This is a genomic window from Paeniglutamicibacter terrestris (genome assembly GCF_012271785.1).
In the GTDB taxonomy this organism is placed as follows: Bacteria; Actinomycetota; Actinomycetes; order Actinomycetales; family Micrococcaceae; genus Paeniglutamicibacter; species Paeniglutamicibacter terrestris.
This window is the reverse complement of record NZ_JAAWVT010000001.1, coordinates 848,198-868,755: the sequence shown is the minus strand read 5'-3', so window position 1 is coordinate 868,755 and position 20,558 is coordinate 848,198. Positions and strand designations below refer to the sequence as shown.

Genomic DNA, 20,558 nt, shown 5'->3' with positions numbered 1-20,558 from the left:
GTCAAATACGCTCCGCCGGCGGTGAAGAGGTAGTGCTGATTGGCCAGCCAATTTCGGTGACGCTCTCCTGCGAGCCACCAGGTCGACCCTCGAGATACGTTTCGCGGATGGGCCCCGCAAGGCTGATGCCCTGACGCGTGACGTAGCGTCCGAGTTCCCCATAAACCTGCATGATCGTGTCATCGGTTCCCCGATGTGTGGCCACGGCAAGCTCAACCGCGGGCAAGAGCTCGGAGTGAGCTCGCCCGGGAAGTCTCGGCACAGGGGCATGAGTCGGTATGAAGAGTGCTGCACCGCCGTGCTCGTTGAGGAAAAGCTCGGTGTCCCAGATACCTCCGCGTGGTCCGGCGGGGGAGACCTTCGCGGTTGCCACCAGCGCATCCAACTCGTCCATGGCACCGGTGTACCAGGCTCCGAGATCCGCGAGATTAATGGTTTCGCGAATGATGACCACAAACTGAGGTTCAAGACTCCGCCGGATAACTTCAACGGGAGCGAGTGAGGGATAAAGCATGCCACGCAGGGAGACCACCGCGGAGCGGGTCGCTTCGAGTTGGGCTTCCATCCGAGCCAGATGCCCCGCGATCAGAAGATCGCGGTCGTGGGGACTCGGAGCCGAGAGGACGCCTCGAATCACCTCCACGGGCATATCCATTAAGCGGAAATTACGGATCACCTGTGCAGCGGAAATTTGTTCCGTGTCATAAAAGCGGTAGCCATTCACCGGATCCACCCGCACTGGTACGAGCAACTCGACCTGATGATAAAAACGCAGAGTCTTTGCACTCAATTTGGTGGCCCGCGAAAAATCGCCGATGGACATCGAAGCTTTCATGGAACCATCATGGACTTTCCCGTGGGGGAAAGGTCCAGCGGCAGGGGCGCGCCGATCGTGGCCATGCCCACGGTGGGGGCGCTGGTGGGATCGTTCAGCGGTTCGCGAGATACGTACGGACCACGCTGTAGCTGGTTCGCGCGATAAGTTCTTCCGTCTCCTCACTCAGTTCAGCCAGAGTGGCCGGACCCTGGGCAATGGAATAGGCGGCCAAGATTCCAGCGCCGGACAGTTCCTCGGGGCTGAGCTGAACGCTGCCGGCAATCACGATCACGTCGCTCTCCGGGCGACTGGCCAATCGCACCCCGTTAACCACCTTGCCGTTCAGGGACTGCGAATCCAGCCTGCCCTCACCGGTGAGCACCAGGTCGGCATTGCCCAGGATGTCACGGGCGTTGAGAATCTGGGCCACCAGCTCCCACCCCGGAACCAACTCGACCTCACAGAACCCGGCCAACGATGCAGGTAAACCGCCGGCCGCCCCCATGCCCGGAACTTCATCAAGTTGGCGTCCGGTGAGATCGCTAATGACGGTGGCTAGGCGCCGAAGCCCCACATCCAGCACGTCAACGTCCGTCTCACTCGCCCCCTTTTGGGGCCCGAACACGGCGGCGGCCCCGCGCTCGCCGACCAACGGATTGGTGACATCACAGGCAATCTTCCACGACACCGCGCGTGCTCGTGGATCCACGCCGGCAATGTTAATGGAGTCAAGCTTCTCTAGGGATCCGCCGCCTGCGGGAAGCTCATGACCGTCAACGTCTAGGAAACGTGCCCCCAACGCGCGCAACAATCCCGTGCCACCATCGGTGGTGGCCGATCCGCCGATGCACAAGACGATTTCCGTGGCGCCGGCATTCAAGGCGGCGGTGATGAGTGCACCAATGCCGAAGGTGGTGGCCTCCAGGGGTTGTAGCGGCACATCGCTGACGGCCGGCAGACCGTTGGCCTCGGCCGCCTCAATGATGGCGGTGGCACCGTCGGGCGAGAACCCAAAACGTGCGGTGATGGGTCGGCCGAGTGCATCGGTGGTGGGCACGCTATGAGCGGTCATGTCCCATGCATCCAGAACGGCATCCAGTGTTCCTTCGCCACCGTCGGCGAAGGGCAGGGTGCTGATCAAGACCTCCCGTCCCGCAGCCGCCGCGGCAGCACTGGCCCCGCGGGCCATGGATCGGGCAACGGCGCCGGCTCCGGCGCTTCCCTTGAACGAATCGGGAACAATCGCGATGGACAGCGGAGGCAGATCGTGCGGCTGATCGAGAGACATCGGAAGGCCTTTGTTGGTGGTGAGATGAGCTAAGGGAAGCGATTCCGCCATGCGGTCGTGCGCCGACGGTTATCCTAGCGGTGTGGCGCCAGACCTAGAGTCCGGCGAGGTCAACGGTCGCCGGGTCGCCCACAACCACTCGGTCAATCAAGTACTTTTCCAGCACGTCCAGATCCGGGGTGAATCCAAGACCGATGGAGTCCGGGAGATCAATCATTGCCCGGGCGGCATGCAGTGGATGCAGATGTTCGTCCCAGATCAGCAACGGGAATTCCAAGGAAACTTCCGTGGACATGGCGGCAATGAACTGGGCCGTGGCCACCTGCGCCGGTCCGTAGTAGAAGCAGTGCGGAACCACGGCAGCCGCATCGGTGCGCGGTTCCAGGTAATGCAACATGGAACTGATGCCGCCGATCTTGCCAAGACTCGGCTGGGCCACAGACAGTGCTCCACCCTCCAGCGCCGCATCCAGGCCCTGGACTCCCGAGGCATTTTCGCCGCCGGCCAATGGAATTCCGCGGGCACTCAGTCGACGGTGCGCGGCCACATCGTCCGGCGGCCAGAGCGGTTCCTCCAACCACGACAGGTTCAGGGGGAGAAACGAATCGATGGCGGCGGCCGCGTCGGCCTCGTTCCACCGGCAATTCACGTCCACCATCAGCGGTGCCTCGGCTCCCGCCTGCTTTCTGGCCGCGGCAATCGCCTCATAGCTGGACTCATGTAATTTGAAGGCGGTGAAGCCAAGATCTTGGCCGCGGGAAATCTGTGCGGCCACCTCGGAGGGGTCCTCGCCGTAGTGCACCAGGCTGGCATAGGCGCCAATGTTGTTCCGGGCCGAGGGCTTCAGCAATTGGCGCAGTGGCTTGCCGGCGATTTGTGCCTTGATATCCCACAGGGCAATGTCGAGGGCGGAAATGGCGTAGAGGACCGGCCCGGTGCGGCCAAAGGCATGAAAGGCGCGTTGCGCCTGATCGTTCAGGGCCTCGGGATCCACGGCTTTGTTCAGGTAGAACGGGGCAACAAGTGATCCAAGGGCGCTCCAGGTAACCTCGTTGACCTTGTGTCCGAACGCCTCGCCCCAGCCGATGAGTCCTCCGTCGGTTGTCACCTTAACCATCAGGGATTCCATGGAGGTGAAGGTACGTGAGGAGGCGTTGAATTCATCAATGCTCTCGTGCGTCGGTTCGGTGCTGCGGGCAGCGTTAAAGGGCATGGATACTCGCAGCAGCTCCACCGATCTAATGATGTGCTCGGGCTGCGGATCTGTCGCTGGCATGGGGAGGCTCCATCAGAAAGTGTGGTTTTTTATGTGGCAGATTGCCGGGCGGACATGGGGCGGCTTCCCACACCACCCGAATATAGGGTCGCGTCCATGCGCTGTCTAGAACCAAAAGTGGATGGGTCGATGCCATATGGGCATGGTCTCGATCCGCGCACCCGCATTACCTAGGCCAGTAGGGGCTAGACGGGTCCGGGATGTTGTGGAGACTGCGGAAATGGAGTCGTTCTTGAGCAAAAATCACTTTAGGGTGTTTGACGTCACATCGTGCTGCGTTTAGTGTAGATGCAACGCCGGAAACCGCTTTCCCAAATCAGGAGAACGAGTATGTTGAACGTCCATCGTCCGCCCAACAGGAGCAATGTTCCTGCCCGCGGCACCACAGCAAAGGCAGGTTCATGAGTGCTCTCGGAGAACTCTCCCAACTCAAAAGGAGTTCGGGGCGGACCAAGATCAAACACAAGGATAATAAGGCAGCCTATTGGTTCCTGTTGCCTTGGCTGATCGGGCTGGTGGCCATCACCATCGGTCCGATGTTCATGTCGCTTTACCTCTCCTTCACCGACTACAACCTCTTGCAGGCTCCGGTCTGGAGTGGCTTTGAGAACATTGAGCGGATGATGGGGGACGCGCGACTCCACAACTCGCTGAAGGTCACCTTCATCTACGTCCTGGTGGGTGTTCCCTTGCAGTTGGCACTGGCTCTGGGCGTCGCCCTGCTCCTGAACCGCGGCATGCGCGGGTTGGCCATTTACCGTTCGATCTTCTATCTGCCCTCGCTGCTCGGTTCTTCCGTGGCCATCGCGGTGCTGTGGAAGCAGATCTTCGGCACCAGCGGACTGGTTAACCAGTTCTTGGCCATGATCGGCATTCAGGGTCCGGGCTGGATCTCGGACCCAAACACCGCACTGGGAACGCTGATCCTGCTTAACGTGTGGACCTTCGGATCTCCCATGATCATCTTCCTGGCCGCCCTGCGCCAGGTTCCGGTGATGTACTACGAGGCCTCATCGATCGACGGTGCCTCACGATTCCGTCAATTTGTGACCATCACGCTGCCGATGATCAGCCCGATCATCTTCTTCAACCTGGTCCTGCAGGTCATCGGTGCCTTCCAGTCCTTCACCCAGGCGTTTATCGTCTCCGGTGGCAAGGGCGGGCCCTCGGACTCGACCATGTTCTTCACGCTCTACCTCTACCAACAGGGCTTCGGACGATTCGATATGGGCTACGCCTCGGCCATTGCCTGGCTGCTGGTGGTCATTGTCGGTGCGTTCACGGCTGTCAACTTCCTAGCTTCAAAGTATTGGGTGTTCTACGATGACTGAGCAAATCAAATCCCCTCTCAAGGACGACCAGAAGGCAGCCACGAGCGCGGATGAACAATTCGAATTGATCGCCGCGCAGGCAGCGCTGGATGAAGAACGACTTCCCCGCGAACAACGCAACCGCCTGCGGGCCCTGCGCCGCAGGGAACGCAAGGCCAAGTACTCGGTGCTCAGGTCGCTGCTCAAGCACCTGATGATCATCGCGGTGGCTTCGGTGATGATCTACCCGTTGCTCTGGATGGTGGTCAGCTCGCTGCGCCCCACCGACGTCATTTTCCGCGAACCGGGACTGTTCCTGCAGACCTTCGAATGGCAAAACTATTCGGAGGGCTGGAACTCACTTTCGCACCCGTTCGGGCACTTCATGCTCAACTCCGCGATTGTGGTCCTGGGCTCCATCATCGGCAACCTGGTCTCCTGCTCCATGGCCGCCTACGCCTTCGCCCGGCTTGAGTTCAGGTTCAAGGGCCTGTTCTTCGCGATCATGTTGATGACCATCATGCTGCCGATCCACGTGATCATCGTGCCGCAGTACATCATGTTCTCGCAGCTCGGGTGGGTCAATACCTTCTTGCCTCTAATCGTGCCCAAGCTGTTGGCCACCGATGCCTTCTTCATCTTCCTGATGGTGCAGTTCATCCGCGGCATTCCGCGCGACATCGATGAGGCGGCCCGCATCGACGGCGCCGGTCACCCGCGCATCTTCCTCCAGGTGATCCTGCCGCTGATGATTCCGGCCCTGGCCACCACCACGATCTTCACCTTCATCTGGACTTGGAGCGACTTCTTCTCCTCGCTGATCTACCTGACCGATCCGGACATGTTCACCGTTCCGGTCGCGCTGCGCGCCTTTGTTGATGCCACGAGCGAATCTAACTGGGGCTCACTGTTCGCGATGTCGATCGTGACCCTGCTGCCGGTGTTCATTGCCTTCGTCCTGGGCCAGAAATTCCTGGTCAAGGGCATCGCCACCACCGGCATGAAATAACCACGCACCTCCAGCAGACCCACCGACTGAACCACCGAGGAAAGGCCCACGTACGTGCAATTCGAGGACACACCCCAGGCACGAAGCCGCTACGCCATCGTTGGCACCGGTAATCGGTGCGAGATGTACATCCATGCCATTCTGGGTGAGCACGCCGACGTGGCGGAACTCGTGGGGCTGAGCGACACCAATCCCGGCCGCCTCGAATATTTCGAGGACCTCATCGAGCAGAGCTACGGCGAGAAAATCGAGGGCTTCGCCCCCGCGGATCTGGCCGATTTCATTCGCTCGAAGAACATCAACCGGCTCATTGTTACCACCCCCGATTTCACCCACGCCCAGATGATCTGCACCGCCCTTGAGGCCGGCGCCGACGTGGTGGTGGAAAAGCCGCTGACCATCAATGCCGCAGACGCCCAACGCATCACCAACACCGCCGAGGCGACCGGGCGCAAGGTGATCGTGACGTTTAACTACCGCTATTCCCCGCGGAACACCGCGCTGAAAAAGGCGCTGCTTGAGGGGCAAATCGGGAAGGTCACCTCGGTGGACTTCACCTGGATGCTGGACACCGTCCACGGGGCCGACTACTTCCGACGCTGGCACCGGCAGAAAGCGAACTCCGGTGGCCTGCTGATTCACAAGTCCAGCCACCACTTTGACCTGGTCAACTGGTGGCTCGATGATGTCCCGGCGCGCGTCTACGCCGCCGGATCTCTGGCCTTCTATGGCCCGGAGAATGCGGCGGATCGCGGGCAGCACCGCGAGCACGAACGCGGGACCTTTGAAGGTTCGCAAGCCGATCCGTTTGCCCTGGACTTGCGCAGTGACCCGAAGCTGAAGGGCCTCTACCTAGATAACGAACACCTGGATGGCTATCGGCGCGACCAGGACGTGTTCAGCGGCGAGATCAACATCGAGGACAACCTGGCACTGACCGTCACCTACGCCCGTGGTGCACTGCTCACCTATTCGCTGAACGCTCACAGCCCCTGGGAGGGCTACCGGGTGGCCATCAACGGCACCGAGGGGCGACTCGAGTTGGATGTTATCGAACGCGCAGCGGTGCTCCCGGCCGCCGGCGGATCCCCGGTGGACCCCTCGGTCTCGGTGGACGGGCAGGATTCTCTGGTGCGCCGCCGCGGCGAGCGGCTGGTGTTGCAACGGCACTGGGAAGCCGCGGTGGAACTGGAGATCCGCAACGGCGAGGGAAGCCACGGTGGTGGGGATAAGCTCCTGCTCGCCGACATCTTCCGCGGCGCCGTCGAAGATGACTACGCCCGTCCCGCGGGTCTGAGCGACGGGGTTGCGGCGATTGCCGTGGGCATTGCCGGCAACGATTCGCTGAGCACCGGATCTCCGGTGGACGTGGCGGATCTCGGGCTGGAACTGGGCATTGCGAAGAGTGCGCACCCGGTTCCGGCGGGGCGATAGGTTGGCGGACATGGGATATAGCGAACACATTCTGGTGACCGGCGGCTCGGGACGACTTGGACGCAGCGTGGTGGCAGGACTGCTGGCCGCCGGCCATAGAGTCACCTCTATTGACCAGCACCTGCCCGAGGCCCCAGAGCCCGGGGCCAACTACCTCGCCGTGGACCTGATGGACACCGAGAAAACCTTCGAGGCCTTTGTCTCGGTGCGTCCGGAGGCAGTGATCTCCCTGGCCGCCATCGCCGTACCCTTCAGCGCACCGGAACCAGTGATTCTGAAGACCAACGCGACGATCGCACACAATGTCACCGCCGCAGCGCTGGCTGCGGGATGCCGGCGGATCGTGCTGGCCTCCAGCCCCACCGTCATCGGTTATGGAGCACCTGCCGGGTGGTTACCCGATTCCTTCCCCATCACCGAGGACACCATCCCGCGTCCATGGAATGCCTACGGTCTGTCCAAATTGGTGGCCGAACAGGTCGCTGCCATGTTTGCCGCCGAGTACGGTGAGACGGCACGCTTCGCTTCCTTCCGTCCTTGTTACGTGATCGCACCGGAAGAATGGCAAGGGGCGCCGACCCAGCAGGGGCACACCGTTACCGAACGACTCGAAGATCCACAGCTCGCTGCACCCTCGCTGTTTAACTACGTGGATGCCCGCGATGTCACCGACTTCCTTTTGTTGCTGCTGGTGAAGATGGATTCAATTCAGAACGGGTCCACCTTCTTTGTGGGTGCAGCGGATGCCCTAGCTACCCGACCGCTCAGCGAATTGCTGCCGCACTATGTGCCGGGCAGCGAAACATTGGCGGCCGGATTAACCGGAGCCGCTCCCGCCTTCAGCATCGAGCGCGCCCGCACCGTCCTGGGTTGGGAGCCCAAGCGCAGTTGGCGCACTGAGCTGGTGAATCAGCCGAAGCCGGTGCTAAGCCACTAAGGCCAGGGAGGCACAGTAGGCACGTTCTCTTCACCCGTTCGCTAGGGTGAAGAGAACGTGCCTTTTCTGCTGTTCGGCGCTGGGGTCTGGTACCGGTAATGGGCTTCCATTGGCAAGTTGTAGCCCAGTCGCCAACGGGATCAGCTCGCCATTAACGTACGATTTTTCCGCTTTCTGCGGCGGTCCCGTTTCGACTTAGACCTCATCGTTTAGATTTCTGATCATCGGTAACTCTCTACATCTGAAGATGACGTTCAATGGAAGGGTTGAGAAGACGATTATCTGTGTTATTCGGAGAATATTGACAAATATTTCGATTTGACAATCTCCTCGCCATGGCCAAAAATTCTATACGATCTACATATCGTCTCTTGTCAGCGGGCAGTTCCGACGACAATCGATGCTCTAGTGGAATCAAGTTGGATAAAAACTTGGTGAACATAAAATTTAGCCAAACAATGGAGGCTGTCATGTTGGGCAAAAAGATTCGAACCGGCGCCCTGGTGGCAATTCTCGCGGGTGGGGCATCCATAGCCGCCGCAAGCCCAGCGATGGCCGAAGGTGACTGGCAGTCTAAAATCACAAATGCACTAACTGGCTTCAAATCCCGCTCATGGCAGGATAGTCACACCGACAAGGCTGCCACCAGAACGGTGCTAACAACCTGCACGGAGACATGGAGCACCCCAAAGCCCGTGGGCAGTGTGACACTGAACCTATTCAACGAAAAGGGGCTTTTTCCCGACCAAAATATGGGCGCGAAAACAAGCAACTGTGGCACATTCAATTGGGGAGAGATGCAGCGGTCCGATCGCTACTACTTTACGCTCTCCAAAGTCGCCAACCACGATAGCGGGGTAAAACTAACGGCGAAGTCAGTCAAACAGTACTTCTAATGAAAAAAATTGATATTTCCTCAGTAAATTTTTCTTATTCGTCTAAAGTGCGAATTTTTCAAAATCTGAACGTTAAATTCCTTCCCGGAAAAACAGCACTACTGGGTCCGAACGGTGCAGGAAAATCCACCCTGATTTCCCTGATGGCAAGCGTACTTTCCCCGTCAGCAGGAACCATTGAGGTAACCGACTCAAGCGGGAATCAGGTTAACTCTCGTCAGTTGCGAAAATTCCGCCGACGTGTGGCATGGCTACCTCAAGATTTCTCCCCTGTAGCCGGACTCAGCGTCATAGAGCATGTCAGCTATGCAGGCTGGCTCAAAGGGATGTCGCGCGCAGCGCTCAAACACAGAGCGCCCCATGCAGTCTCCGCCGTCGGGCTGGAGGAGATATCTCATAGGAAGGCCACTGAACTATCGGGCGGACAGCAGAGACGCCTCGGCTTGGCCGGTGCCCTAGTTCACCGGGCCGGCGTGGTTCTCCTCGATGAACCCACCGCAGGCCTTGACCCGGGACAACGCGAAAGATTCCGTCAAATCTTGGCCTCGCTCAACGACGATCACATTACCGTGGTTTCGACTCACCAGACAGAGGACATTGATGGCTCATTCAATCATGTCGTCGTGCTCGTCGACGGGAGCGTCAGGTTTAGCGGATCCGTCAGCGATTTCATGGCAGCGGCACCTGTCAGCGCCGTAGACCCCCGAGATCGGGTCCGCTTGGCCTATGCCGCTTTCGTGGAAGGTGAGATCTGAGGATGCTTCCCATCACACGTCGGCCCGCTTGGTGGCTGCTGGCTCCGGGAGTGATTCTGGCGACCCTCTATATACAGCAATATATTCCCAGCCAGCGAATCATTGCCCACAGGGAATCTGCGGTCGCGGCTTCGGCATTGCTGCTCATTTTTTCTGCGTCGCTAGTGAGCGTCACTGCCGCAATGGAAGCTGGTCGCGATCGTGCAAGCCGAGGGATGACCGAGGTTTCAGTACGCAGCAAGATATCGATCGTTGCAGCTCGGCTCTGGCCGTGTCTTACTGCAGGGGCCATTGTCCAAATAGTAGGCATTGTCCTACTGCTGAGCAAAGCTGGCCCCACACCGGACGGATTCCCTGTTCTAATCACGGCAGGATTGCTTGCTGCATTGTTCGTCCACGCCGGCATCGGGTTCTTCATGGGCACGTGGCTGCGATCGCTCTTTGCCGTCCCGCTTGCGTTGGCGATCTCTTACCTCTGGCTGGGGTTCGCGTGGAGCTTCGACTTTGTTCCGGTTCGGTACCTGGCCGGGGTGGCTTTGGAAGGGTGTTGTTCCGCGAACGAAACCATGGACGTTTCTGCTGTCATCTCTTTGATGACATTCTCTGTTGTGGCCTTCCTCGGGTTTGTCCTGATGGCAACGGGTATCACCGACCGGAAGTTGACGCCACGTGGAACAAACAAAAGAATGCGCGTAATCGCGGGCATAACAACACTTGGGCTGGCGACCTCGCTGGGGCTTTTCGTTGCCCGGGACATCGGAGTCGTCCCTACGATACCTCTCCCACTATCGGACGCGGAATGTTCAAACACATCGCCGGAGGTCTGCTTCCTTCCTGTCCAATTGGCCCGGGGCGATACACGGCAGGTGTACGCCGATACGTTCACAGAGCTAGCGGCCGTGGGGATGCCCACGATCGCTAAGGTCATTTCAGTAAGTGGTGACCAAGAACCTGTGTTGTCCGCGGCGGGAGTCGCCAATGTCGTCGCAACACCAGGACAGTCCCGTTCGAGTGCCCTCCAGTCAGCAGCCAGCACCTATGCGGTAGCTGTTTCCGAACATGAGTGCGGGGGGGATGCTTCCCCGGACCTCTATGGATGGAGCGAAGTGTTGAAAGTCTGGTTAGTTCATACCGCGGCACTGGAGGTCCTCGATCCTGATGAACGTGACGGGATTCCAGACACGAGCATACTTGAGGGCAACTCAGGTCCTGGTGAGATGGACTTTGCCGGACAATGGGAGATTTTGCAGGAGGCTGATGAACGGGCCCAAATCGACTGGGCAACGTCAGCTTTTAGCGAGCTGAGTATGTGTCGGGTTCCCGCGCCGATCAAGCCTGGGCAAAAGTGAAGTGGGCGATGATGGTTCGCCGGGGGTGGCTGACGTTCCCCACTGCAGCCCTTGCTGGAGTCATGGGAACGGCGTCTGGGAAGATCGACCTTCCGATTCCATTTCTGAGTTCACTTTTGGGCCCATCGACGATGCCTGCAGCCGTTATCCCTAGCCTGTTGGTCGCAGTCATTGCTTCCGGAATGATCCAATCCGCAGAAATGCCGTGGACCTCCGCATCGGTCAGGAACGTCATAGGTCATTCAGTGGCAACGGCTGTGGGCATAGTGTTAGTCGTATTCGCTGTATCTTCCTTGACCGGAGTGTTTGTCGATGACAACAATTCAGCTTGGCTTATGGTGCGAAATGTTACCGGCTTTTTGGCCCTTTGGTCCGCGGCTAAGGCACTTGGTGCGTATCGGTTTGCCGGGCTCGCCCCTGTTATCTACTTACTAGTTGCGGCTACTTTTGCGCGAAATCCGATGGGCGACGTGCGAGGGTGGGCCTGGATCCTAGGGAGAAACCCGGGAGATCCGTGGGGAATAGCAACTGTCCTCTTGGGTGGACTCTTGACTCTTGTCTATTTGCTTCGACGCCGGACACTAATAGGTAAGGCAAGGGGTTTGGGCACCTTGCCTTAGCACTTAGCTCTTAATCCGCCATAATCGGGTTTTGGAGGATTGATGACAGGTGACTTCCCCTTGCACAGTACCTTCCGAATCCCAGCAGCAACTGATTGCTCGCATTGCCCGATTCCACGTGCAATGCGGCCGATTGAACGCATCACCCACGGACTTTTTCGTCTCCTAGAGCGGCTCTTTCCTCTGATCGGCCGCGTCCTGCATTTCAACCAACTCGAAACCATCACCGACGACGTCTTCAAAGCGGTCGTCAGCACCGTCATCATCGGCAACCACAAAACTAAAGTTCGGCTATCTGACAGGTAAGGAGTGCCCAGTTAGGGTTCCTTTATGGAACGATCTGAACCGAGTGTCGATGCGTTTCTTGGTGTGACGTTTAGCGTTGGAAGCCATAGTTGTATGTCCATGGACGCGTCTGGATTCTCTGAGAGCTTTCATCAATTCGCCGTGGTGAGGCAAGTTCTCGATGCGACCCCGCAAACAAACGAACCCGTAGTTTCATCCTGCAAATGGCGCATAGGAATCGGCAGTGGACGACAGGCTCCAGCCGGTGCCGTCGGCCCGGCGAACAAAGTAATCCGGAACGTTCCAGATGTGGGGGCACGGGCATTTTTGGTGCGCTGCGTGAATCCAGCCTTCATGCCACCTTGCGCCCCCGGCGCTCGCTACCTGGTGCCTACCCACACCCTCCGCGTTGGACCGGGGGAGTCCGTTATTGGAACAAGTGTGCCGGTGTTGGTGGGCGCAAATGCGAGGACCGCCAATGCAGCGGCAATAATGCCTAGGCCGGTCCAACCCATCCCGCTGAGGCGCTCGCCGACAATGACCACCGCCAGGACCGCCGCAATTGCCGGCTCACTCAGCGTGATGGTGGTGGCAGTGCTGGCGCTCAGGCGGGCCAGTCCATACCCGAACAGCAGATAGCCCAGGAACATGGGGACTAGGGCCATGTAGGCCGCGACGCTGAACGCCTGTGGACTGGCGATCAGCGGTGCGCCGGTGAAGAACAGGACTGGCAGCAGCAAAATGCCGCCGGTCCCGAATACGGCACCCATCGATGCGGCGCGACTCACTCCCCGGCCCATGAGTTGTTGTGCGCACCAGGAATAGGTGGCATAGGTGGCGCCGGCGACCAGTCCGAGGCCAATGCCAATCAGGCTTGCTCCGGCACCGGCGGGATCGTGTGAAGTTTTGGAAAGGCACAGTATGAGACTGCCGGTGAGACCGAGTCCGGCGGCGAGCATCCACCAGCGGCTGAGCGCCACACGCTGCACAAACCGCTCCAGCAGACCGGATGCCAAGGGCGCAGAGGCCAGAGAAATTACGGATCCCAGCGCGACTCCGGCCAGATGCATCGAGCTGTAGAACGCCAGCGGATAAATGGCCACGGCCATCGCGCCCAGGACGATCAGGGGCAGATTGGCACGTAATTGCATGCGCCCGGCACGCAACGCGGGCAGTGCGATGAGCGCTTGCAGAATGCCACCAATCCCCAGTGCGGCGGCTCCGATCGCCAGTGGTCCGGCGGTGGGTGCGAACGTGGCGGCGGTGCCAGTGGTGCCCCACAGTATGGAGGTCAGGCTGATCGCACCGATGGCGAGCGCGCGTTCGCGCCTCACGCCGCGTCCAGAAGCGATGCGGTGATGGCGCGGGCATGGACTAACCGCTTATCCGAACCTTCCAGCCCGGCACGGGCCACCGCTCCCTCGAGGATGAACGCCAGTTGCTCCGCGAGATTCACGGCTCGGTCCGCGTCCATGATCTCGGTCAGTCCCTCGAGCAGGAGCGCTTCGACCTGCTCCTTGTGTTTGCGAACCGTCACCCGGCCCGGAACTCCGGCGGGCAACTCGGCCGCGGCATTAAGCAGCCCGCACCCACGGAACCCATTGATGTAGGCGGCATTGGCATGGTCAATATAGGCATCGAATACCGCCAGCACGCGGTCCCGTGGGCTCTGCGCCGTGGCTGCACGCAGCTCGTACAGAGCCAGCCACTCCCGGTGACGTTCCTCGATATAGGCAAGTATCAATTCGTCCTTGGACGAAAAATTGTTGTAAAGGCTCTTTCTTGCAACACCTGCCCTGGCGGTGATGGCATCGATGCCAGTGGCAGCCATCCCCTGGGCATAGAACAATTCCGCTGCGGCCTGCATTAGCCGTTCACGCGCCGGACGCTCCCGGCCCACATATTCACTCAACGTCGTCCCCGTCATTTGGTAGGTAGACCAGTCTACCTACCAAAGGACGGGGAGACTAGAAGCCCACCGTTCAACGTTGATTCCTGCCTCGAATCGGCGGTTAGAGCTTCAACACCGCTGGGCGCTGAAGACCGGCAACCGTCACACTGGGCCAGCGTAGATCAACACTGAGTACCTCAAACCCGTCATGACCCAGCAACATGGTGTCCTCCACCTTCACGCCGGGAGCCGAGGGGTTCCAGGCGAAAGCCTGCCCCGCGACGATGGTATCTTGCACTCCCGGCACTAGGCGCGGATCGCGGCCCGCGTAGCCGGTGGGCCCACCTTGGTGATGACGCATGATTTCATCCGGAGCAAAGCCGTGGCGCGGATAGGCCTGTTCGATCACCGGCAACAGCGATTCGAGGCTGACACCGGGACGAGTCGCGGCGAGGATTTCGGCTTCAACCGCAAGGATCGCCTCCTCATCACGCTGCTGCTTCGCGGTGTGTGGAGTGAAGGAGACCCAACGGGTCACATTCGCAATCAGGCCATCGCGCCTGGCACACAGCACCGCCATCATCCTGTTGCCCACCGGGGAATCGGTCGGCAACGGATGCCTGTTGCCCAGGCGCTGTTCTCCGGCGACCAGCACCACCAGCGGATCGCTGCCACTACCCACCACGCGGGCGGCAAGACGTGAAGCAATCTCTCGCTCACTGTGTTGCGGCGTGGCACCCTGGAGCACATCGGTCAGGATGCGGGCGGTGTCAACACACAGTCGCCGATAGCGGTCCTGCTCAACGTCAAGTAATGCTGCGCGGGCAGCCCGCAGCTCCAGCGCCACGTCCGCCTCCGCCAATACCTGAGCAAAACCACGTTCCTTCGCCAGATGTGCGCAGTACTCACCCAGCGACGCGTGCCAGGGTACGGAGTAGATTTCTAGTCCCGCCGGCAGCTCTTCGGCCACCAGACGTTCGGCTTCGTTGTTAAAGACCAGAAGGCAGGCACCGCCCCGGTGAATCAGCATGTGGGCCACAGGAGTACCGGCGAGTGAAACGTGGGTTCGGGCACCGGCCAAGAACCAACTCAGCGCCGCGGGGGAATCCAACACCAGGGCGTCGGCACCACGTGCTTCAAGGATCAGCAGCAGACGCTGGTGCTTGGTGGTGAGCTCGGGGTTCAATAACGTCGCCACGTGGCTCATGCCCGAATGCCTGCCCCGGATAAGAGCTCAAGTACCTCGTTGGCGCCCAGCCGGCCGTCGGCAACGATGACCCGCACTCCACGGGACACTGGGTTCTCTCGGGTGCTGGTCGCCGGGGTGTCCCAGGCCAGCGAGCGCCCAACGCCCGGGTATCCGGCGCAGCGCACAAACCACGGATCATCATCCGTGGCATGGAAAATCAGCGTCGCCGCGGAGCCGCCGAAGTCAGCCGCAAAGGCCAGCCACGGGGAGATGGACCCGTGCACGTTTTCCTCACCATGTGCATCGATGGTGAAGATCTCCGCGTGCTCAACCGCTGGCAGACGCCAGAAGAATCCGCCGTAGCCACCGGCCACCCGGCCATTGGAGCCCGGGCTACCCAGGGCCACCGGCGCGGAGCCGTGCGGCGTCAGGGTGAAGTCGTAGCCAAGTTCCCAGCTTCCGTTGGCACCGGGCGTCGCGGTGATGGTGCGTTCCTCGTCCAGGATGGTTTGTCCATCCGGCCCGATCCAGGCGAGGGTATCGTCTCGGCGCCCCTCATCGCCGGTGGAGGAGAGCAGCTCGATATGGCCGTGATCCTTGCGCCAGATGTAGCCGCCAGCCTCGCGAGTGTAGGTGCGACCGCCCCAGAAGTTCACCCCGTCAACGTCCTGAATGGCCACGCCAACACCCAGATGCCAGGTGTGGTCAAGCGGCTGCTGATCGGTGAGGACGGTGCCGGTGAGCGTGGACACCGGGTGCAGGAAAGGTCTCGGTGAGTTGGTGGGGGACAGCTCGGTGCCCAGTCGCACCCCTGCGACCTCCCTACCTGCTACCAGCAGCGGCTTTCCGGCGGGCGCGGGGTCAGCCCAGGGCGCGCCGAGTGAGGAGAATGTTGCGGGGGACTTGATGGCCCGTTGTGCCAGTTCTTCGATCCCCGGGACCACCACATATTGGGTGGGTCCCTGACCGACCACGTTCAGGTGCTCCGGATTGATGGCGGTTGGGTCCTCGGCGGTCCGGACCGCCTCCAGCACGCGCATGAAGGCACCGGTGCGCTCCAGCGCACTGAGCAGTTTGATGCTCTCATCACCGCGTGCGGCGATCAGGTTGGTGAGCAGATCAGTGCGACCATACGTGTGCACGGTGGTTTGCCCGTCGGCGCGCGTGATGGCTAATTCATCGCGGGTGTAGTGGAAGATCGCCTGCCCCTCGGTGCCGGAGATCGTGATGAAGGGATCCTGTTGTTCGGCGGCGGTGGTGGCCAGCACGCAGGTGACGGGTATGCCGTGTTTCGTTTGGATGCGGACCGTGGAGGTGTCATCTGCAGCGATGTCATTGGCGTGGAATAGCTCGGTCTCCAGCTGGAGGATGTCGGTGGTTTCTTGCGCTCCGGCAATATGTAGGGCGGTCATCACGGCATGGGCTAGGGGATTGGTGATCACCCCGTCAACCACCTGGACCCCATTCAGGACGCGTTTGCCCGCCCATGGGGAGCGGGAGTAGTAGGCGGCGTCGCGCTGCCACATGCCCGTGGCCCCCACGGCACGCAATTGACCAATGCCACCGGAATCCAACAGCTCCCCGACGGCACTCAGGGCGTGCGAGCCCAAGGACTGGAAGCCGACCTGGATGCGGGTCCCGGCCTGCCGAGAGGCTGCCAGCAATTCCTCGAATTGTGCCAGTGTTGCCGTTGGCGGCTTTTCCAACAGCAGATCCGCCCCCATGGAAACGGCGATCATGCCCAACTCGAAGTGCGTATTAATGGGAGTTGCGAGCACCACGATATCCACCGGTTCTCCGGATGCTGCGACGGCGGCCAGCGAGTTGTACATCCGCACGTTCGGACCCAGGGGTTGATCACCGTCCTGAACGCATTGATCTGCGGCGCAGCTCAGCACCACAAGTCCGCTGGCTTCCAGCGCACGGATGTTTTCCAGGTGGCGCAGGCCAAAACCGCGAATGCCCACGAGACAAATGCGTGTAGCGGGGGTACTCATGCTCGCTCCTTCAGATGTTGGGCGGAGATGATCCGCAACGCTCAAAATGATGCCGGGGGCAGCAACCGCGTTCGATCGATGCCCCCGGGTCAGGCGGTGTTACACCAGCGCGCTGGCAGTCTGCAATGACGGCAAGACCAATTGCTCGTAGCGTTCCTTCATGGTGGCCAGCGTGAGTGCCGGATCCTGGTTGTTGATTTCTTCGTTAAAGATCTCCACCTCAACCGGACCGGTGTACCCGGCCTGCGCTACAGCCAGGGAAATAGCGCTGAAATCAACGTAGCCATCGCCCATCATGCCACGGGACTTCAACGCGTCGCTGGCGATCGGCAGGTTGAAGTCACACACCTGGTAACTAGCCAACCTGCCCTCAAGACCTGCGCGCGTGATGGCCTGAGCAAGACGCGGATCCCACCACACATGGAAGGTGTCAACGACAACTCCCACGGCCGAGGCCGAGTGCGGAGCAGCGAGATCCAGAGCCTGATCCAGCGTGGAGAGCACGGCACGGTCAGCGGCATACATCGGATGCAGGGCCTCGAGGACCAAACGGACCCCGTGCTCTGCGGCGTAGGGCACCAGCTCGGCCAGCCGGTCGGCGACCCGGGCCCTGGCCGCCGCAACATCCTTGTCGGCGCGGTCTCCAGTGCCGCCCAGTACGTGGGCTGCCGCCGGCAGTCCACCGACCACCATGATCAATTCGCCGGTGCCCAGCGCCGCGGCTTCGCGGATGGCCGCCCGGTTTTCTTCCAGCGCGGCCGCCTGACCTTCGGCATCGGAGGAGGTGAGGAATCCGCCGCGGCACAGCGAGGAGACGCTCAGGCCCGCCGCCGATACTGCCTTGGCTGCTGCCTCCGCACCGTCCACCAGCAGGTGGCGCCAGAGACCGATGTGGCTCAAACCTGCCTCGGCGGTATAGCGAATCGCCTCATCAAGAGAAAGGTTCGGTGTGGTCCCGGTGTTCAGGGATAGTTCAAAACTCATTAGATGCCTCCGGTGGTGAGTAGTGCGCTCATCCGGCGTGCGGCATCCTCGGGGTCACGCAGTAACCCCGCCTCATCGGCCAGGGCAAAGGTGGTGGCCAGGTGTGTCAGTGAGCGCCCGGAGTGCAGACCGCCCACCAGCTGGAAACCGCTCTGGTGTCCGTTGAGCCAGGCCAGGAATGCGATGCCGGTCTTGTAGTAGAAGGTGGGAGCGGAAAAGATGTGTTTGCCGAGTTCCTGGGTGGAGGCCAAGATTTGGTATCCACGCTCCGTGTCCCCGGCGTCGAAGGCCTGCAGGGCGGTCGACGCAGCGGGATAGATGGCGGCGAAGATGCCCAGCAAGGCATCGGAGTGAGACTGCCCGTCGCCGCGGATCAACTCGGGATAGTTGAAATCATCCCCGGTGTACAGACGTACTCCCGCCGGCAGGGCTGCCCGCAACTGGATCTCGTGTTCGGCATCCAGCAGCGATACCTTCACCCCGTCGATCTTCTCGGGGTTCGAGTTGATCAGTTCCAGGAACGTCGCGGTGGCGACCGATACGTCGGCGGATCCCCAGTATCCGGCCAGAGCTGGATCAAACATGGTGCCCAGCCAGTGCAGGATGACCGGTTGGGAGGATTGCTTGAGCAGAGCGGTGTAGATCCGCAGGTAATCTTCGGCATTCCGCGCCACTGCGGCCAGGGCACGCGAGCACATGATGATGGTTTTGGCACCGGCTGCCTCAACCACCTCGAGCTGTTCAAGGTAGGCGGCCTGAACGGCATGAAGTCCGGCCTCGCCGGTGGGGAGGTTTTCCAACACCAGCTGGTCGGTGCCCACGCCACAGGAGATCAGATCCCGCACGCTTTTGCCGCGCAGCGCGGCCGGCGCGCTGTGCACCACGGAGGCTGCTTCCGCCGCCGAGCGGGAAATCAGTTCCTGAGTGGCTGCCCAGTCCAAGCCCATGCCGCGCTGCGCGGTATCCATGGCATCGGCAACGCCTAGACCCCAGGACCACAGTTCATGGCGGTAGCTCAGGGTGGCCTGCCAGTCTAAGACCGCCGGGGATCCGGGAGTATTTTCCGCATTCATCTGCGGCACCACGTGGGCGGCCGCATACACGTTGCGCGAGGTGATGGGCGCGGACGGCTTAGTCCAGGCGCCGGGGGCCTTCATGATGTGCTCGCGCAGTCTTCCATCGGATGAGGGCAGGAGCAGGGTCGTGCCGGTTGCCAGGCTCACAGCACAACCTCGGGGATGTCGATGGTGCGGCGTTCGGCGGCGGATTGCAGGCCGAGTTCCGCCAGCTGCACGCCGCGCGCGGCGGACAGCAAACCAAAGCGGTGCTCGCGGCCGTAGGCCACGTCTTCTAAGAATTCTTCCCACTGGCGCTTAAAGCCGTTGTCGAGTTCGTCGTTGGCCGGGACCTCAAGCCACTGATCGCGGAACGACTCGGTGACGGGCAAATCGGGGTTCCATACCGGCTTTGGAGTATTGGCGCGCTGCTGGGCCACGCACTTGTTAAGGCCGGCAACGGCCGAGCCGTGTGTGCCATCAATCTGGAATTCGACGAGTTCGTCGCGGTACACGCGCACCGCCCACGAGGAGTTGATCTGTGCGACCACCGGGTCCCCGGCGGGGGTCTCCAATTCGAAGATGCCGTAGGCGGCATCATCGGCGGTGGCAGCGTATTCATTGTTCTGCTCGTCCCAGCGCGCCGGGATATGGGTGGCAGTTTTGGAGGTGACCGACTTGACCTTGCCAATGATGCCCTCAAGCACGTAGTTCCAGTGGCAGTACATGTCAGTGGTCATCGATCCACCGTCGGCCAATCGGTAGTTCCAGCTGGGGCGCTGGGCCGCCTGGATGTCGCCCTCGAAGACCCAGTAACCGAATTCCCCACGCAGCGAGAGGATCCGTCCGAAGAACCCCTCATCAACGAGTCGCCGGAGCTTGACCAGACCCGGGAGGTAGAGCTTGTCATGCACCACGCCCGCGGTGATGCCCTTAGCCTTGGCGATCCGAGCCAGTTCGATGGCTTCCTCGAGAGTTTCCGCGGTGGGCTTCTCGGTGAAGATGTGCTTGCCGGCGTTGATGGCCTTGGTGAGCGTTTGTGAGCGCAGGGAGGTCATCGAGGCATCAAACACGATGTCGACGGTGGGGTCGTTAATGACCTCATCAAGGTCGGTGGTCCAGTGTTCGATCTTGTGGATGCGGGCGAGTTCTCGGATCTTTTCTTCATTGCGGCCGACCAAGATGGGCTGCACGGTGATCTTGCGTCCGTCGGCCAGAGTGATGCCACCTTGGTCACGAATCGGAAGGATCGAGCGAAGGAGGTGCTGACGGTAACCCATGCGACCGGTGATACCGTTCATGGCGATACGAAGTACTTGTGTTTCCGGCATGGTCTTCTGACTCCTGAAATCGGGTCGGTATATCTGGGGAAGTGGGTGGGAATGCGCTTTCCAAGATATATTCGTTTAGATCAGCGTGTCAACTGTCACAATGACGTGTGTGGTTTCGGCAGCGTGCCGAAATTA

At 60.6% G+C, this 20,558-nt stretch carries 18 protein-coding genes; 8 read left to right on the top strand and 10 right to left on the bottom strand.

Features of this window, described 5'->3' with window-relative positions; translation table 11 throughout:
* Nucleotide 1: 1 nt before the first annotated feature.
* The 3 genes from HED64_RS03945 to HED64_RS03935 form a co-directional block, all read right to left on the bottom strand.
* Complete coding sequence (locus HED64_RS03945; protein ID WP_168150758.1) at nucleotides 2–835, bottom strand: MerR family transcriptional regulator; 834 nt, start codon at nucleotides 833–835, stop codon at nucleotides 2–4.
* 94 nt (nucleotides 836–929) lie between these two features.
* A complete protein-coding gene (locus HED64_RS03940) occupies nucleotides 930–2,105 on the bottom strand; it encodes a glycerate kinase (protein ID WP_168150757.1) in 1,176 nt (391 codons plus the stop codon).
* A 94-nt stretch (nucleotides 2,106–2,199) separates the two neighbouring features.
* Complete coding sequence (locus tag HED64_RS03935; protein ID WP_210149184.1) at nucleotides 2,200–3,381, bottom strand: mandelate racemase/muconate lactonizing enzyme family protein; 1,182 nt, start codon at nucleotides 3,379–3,381, stop codon at nucleotides 2,200–2,202.
* A gap of 401 nt (nucleotides 3,382–3,782) precedes the next feature.
* On the opposite strand from HED64_RS03935, the gene HED64_RS03930 reads away from it, so the two are divergent.
* The 8 genes from HED64_RS03930 (at nucleotide 3,783) to HED64_RS03895 (ending at nucleotide 11,997) form a co-directional block, all read left to right on the top strand.
* On the top strand, nucleotides 3,783–4,712 hold the full coding sequence (locus tag HED64_RS03930) for a carbohydrate ABC transporter permease (protein WP_132360178.1): 930 nt from the start codon (nucleotides 3,783–3,785) through the stop codon (nucleotides 4,710–4,712).
* On the top strand, nucleotides 4,705–5,700 hold the full coding sequence (locus HED64_RS03925; RefSeq protein WP_168150756.1) for a carbohydrate ABC transporter permease: 996 nt from the start codon (nucleotides 4,705–4,707) through the stop codon (nucleotides 5,698–5,700). Before HED64_RS03930 ends, HED64_RS03925 begins: the two co-directional genes overlap by 8 nt.
* A gap of 123 nt (nucleotides 5,701–5,823) precedes the next feature.
* Nucleotides 5,824–7,134: a Gfo/Idh/MocA family protein gene (locus HED64_RS03920; RefSeq protein ID WP_168151128.1), complete on the top strand. Its 1,311-nt coding sequence runs from the start codon at nucleotides 5,824–5,826 to the stop codon at nucleotides 7,132–7,134.
* Between the two features lie 10 nt (nucleotides 7,135–7,144).
* Complete coding sequence (locus HED64_RS03915) at nucleotides 7,145–8,071, top strand: NAD-dependent epimerase/dehydratase family protein (protein WP_168150755.1); 927 nt, start codon at nucleotides 7,145–7,147, stop codon at nucleotides 8,069–8,071.
* Between the two features lie 470 nt (nucleotides 8,072–8,541).
* Entirely contained in the window at nucleotides 8,542–8,967 is a 426-nt protein-coding gene (locus tag HED64_RS03910) for a hypothetical protein (protein ID WP_168150754.1), read from the top strand.
* The gene (locus HED64_RS03905) at nucleotides 8,967–9,722 is read left to right on the top strand and encodes an ATP-binding cassette domain-containing protein (protein WP_168150753.1); all 756 of its coding nucleotides are present in this window, start codon (nucleotides 8,967–8,969) and stop codon (nucleotides 9,720–9,722) included. The genes HED64_RS03910 and HED64_RS03905 overlap by 1 nt, the downstream gene beginning before the upstream one ends.
* Nucleotides 9,723–9,724: 2 nt before the next feature.
* Entirely contained in the window at nucleotides 9,725–11,071 is a 1,347-nt protein-coding gene (locus tag HED64_RS03900) for a hypothetical protein (protein WP_168150752.1), read from the top strand.
* A gap of 662 nt (nucleotides 11,072–11,733) precedes the next feature.
* Nucleotides 11,734–11,997 (top strand): hypothetical protein, encoded by a 264-nt coding sequence (locus HED64_RS03895; RefSeq protein WP_168150751.1) that lies wholly within the window; start codon nucleotides 11,734–11,736, stop codon nucleotides 11,995–11,997.
* A 359-nt stretch (nucleotides 11,998–12,356) separates the two neighbouring features.
* Here HED64_RS03895 and HED64_RS03890 read toward each other — a convergent pair whose 3' ends face one another.
* The 7 genes from HED64_RS03890 to HED64_RS03860 all read right to left on the bottom strand — a co-directional run bounded on the left by HED64_RS03890 (nucleotide 12,357) and on the right by HED64_RS03860 (nucleotide 20,423).
* The gene (locus HED64_RS03890; protein WP_168150750.1) at nucleotides 12,357–13,310 is read right to left on the bottom strand and encodes an EamA family transporter; all 954 of its coding nucleotides are present in this window, start codon (nucleotides 13,308–13,310) and stop codon (nucleotides 12,357–12,359) included.
* The gene (locus HED64_RS03885; RefSeq protein ID WP_425351777.1) at nucleotides 13,307–13,843 is read right to left on the bottom strand and encodes a TetR/AcrR family transcriptional regulator; all 537 of its coding nucleotides are present in this window, start codon (nucleotides 13,841–13,843) and stop codon (nucleotides 13,307–13,309) included. Before HED64_RS03885 ends, HED64_RS03890 begins: the two co-directional genes overlap by 4 nt.
* A 145-nt stretch (nucleotides 13,844–13,988) precedes the next feature.
* Nucleotides 13,989–15,074, bottom strand: coding sequence for a M24 family metallopeptidase (locus tag HED64_RS03880; RefSeq protein WP_168150748.1), 1,086 nt, complete (start codon nucleotides 15,072–15,074; stop codon nucleotides 13,989–13,991).
* Nucleotides 15,071–17,053: a DUF6807 family protein gene (locus tag HED64_RS03875; protein ID WP_168150747.1), complete on the bottom strand. Its 1,983-nt coding sequence runs from the start codon at nucleotides 17,051–17,053 to the stop codon at nucleotides 15,071–15,073. Before HED64_RS03875 ends, HED64_RS03880 begins: the two co-directional genes overlap by 4 nt.
* A gap of 99 nt (nucleotides 17,054–17,152) precedes the next feature.
* Entirely contained in the window at nucleotides 17,153–18,037 is an 885-nt protein-coding gene (locus tag HED64_RS03870) for a sugar phosphate isomerase/epimerase family protein (protein ID WP_168150746.1), read from the bottom strand.
* Nucleotides 18,037–19,260 carry a dihydrodipicolinate synthase family protein gene (locus HED64_RS03865; RefSeq protein WP_342590644.1) on the bottom strand — a complete coding sequence of 408 codons (1,224 nt, stop codon included), beginning with the start codon at nucleotides 19,258–19,260 and terminating at the stop codon, nucleotides 18,037–18,039. Before HED64_RS03865 ends, HED64_RS03870 begins: the two co-directional genes overlap by 1 nt.
* Nucleotides 19,257–20,423 (bottom strand): Gfo/Idh/MocA family protein, encoded by a 1,167-nt coding sequence (locus HED64_RS03860; protein ID WP_168150745.1) that lies wholly within the window; start codon nucleotides 20,421–20,423, stop codon nucleotides 19,257–19,259. The genes HED64_RS03865 and HED64_RS03860 overlap by 4 nt, the downstream gene beginning before the upstream one ends.
* Nucleotides 20,424–20,558 lie beyond the last annotated feature (135 nt).

Coding starts and splice junctions, on each gene's coding strand:
- HED64_RS03925 (WP_168150756.1), top strand. CDS start 4,705: ATGACTGAGCAAATCAAATCCCCTCTCAAGGACGACCAGAAGGCAGCC.
- HED64_RS03930 (WP_132360178.1), top strand. CDS start 3,783: ATGAGTGCTCTCGGAGAACTCTCCCAACTCAAAAGGAGTTCGGGGCGG.
- HED64_RS03915 (WP_168150755.1), top strand. CDS start 7,145: ATGGGATATAGCGAACACATTCTGGTGACCGGCGGCTCGGGACGACTT.
- HED64_RS03940 (WP_168150757.1), bottom strand. CDS start 2,105: ATGTCTCTCGATCAGCCGCACGATCTGCCTCCGCTGTCCATCGCGATT.
- HED64_RS03885 (WP_425351777.1), bottom strand. CDS start 13,843: ATGCAGGCCGCAGCGGAATTGTTCTATGCCCAGGGGATGGCTGCCACT.
- HED64_RS03860 (WP_168150745.1), bottom strand. CDS start 20,423: ATGCCGGAAACACAAGTACTTCGTATCGCCATGAACGGTATCACCGGT.
- HED64_RS03945 (WP_168150758.1), bottom strand. CDS start 835: ATGAAAGCTTCGATGTCCATCGGCGATTTTTCGCGGGCCACCAAATTG.
- HED64_RS03905 (WP_168150753.1), top strand. CDS start 8,967: ATGAAAAAAATTGATATTTCCTCAGTAAATTTTTCTTATTCGTCTAAA.
- HED64_RS03920 (WP_168151128.1), top strand. CDS start 5,824: ATGTACATCCATGCCATTCTGGGTGAGCACGCCGACGTGGCGGAACTC.
- HED64_RS03900 (WP_168150752.1), top strand. CDS start 9,725: ATGCTTCCCATCACACGTCGGCCCGCTTGGTGGCTGCTGGCTCCGGGA.
- HED64_RS03880 (WP_168150748.1), bottom strand. CDS start 15,074: ATGAGCCACGTGGCGACGTTATTGAACCCCGAGCTCACCACCAAGCAC.
- HED64_RS03895 (WP_168150751.1), top strand. CDS start 11,734: ATGACAGGTGACTTCCCCTTGCACAGTACCTTCCGAATCCCAGCAGCA.
- HED64_RS03875 (WP_168150747.1), bottom strand. CDS start 17,053: ATGAGTACCCCCGCTACACGCATTTGTCTCGTGGGCATTCGCGGTTTT.
- HED64_RS03910 (WP_168150754.1), top strand. CDS start 8,542: ATGTTGGGCAAAAAGATTCGAACCGGCGCCCTGGTGGCAATTCTCGCG.
- HED64_RS03870 (WP_168150746.1), bottom strand. CDS start 18,037: ATGAGTTTTGAACTATCCCTGAACACCGGGACCACACCGAACCTTTCT.
- HED64_RS03935 (WP_210149184.1), bottom strand. CDS start 3,381: ATGCCAGCGACAGATCCGCAGCCCGAGCACATCATTAGATCGGTGGAG.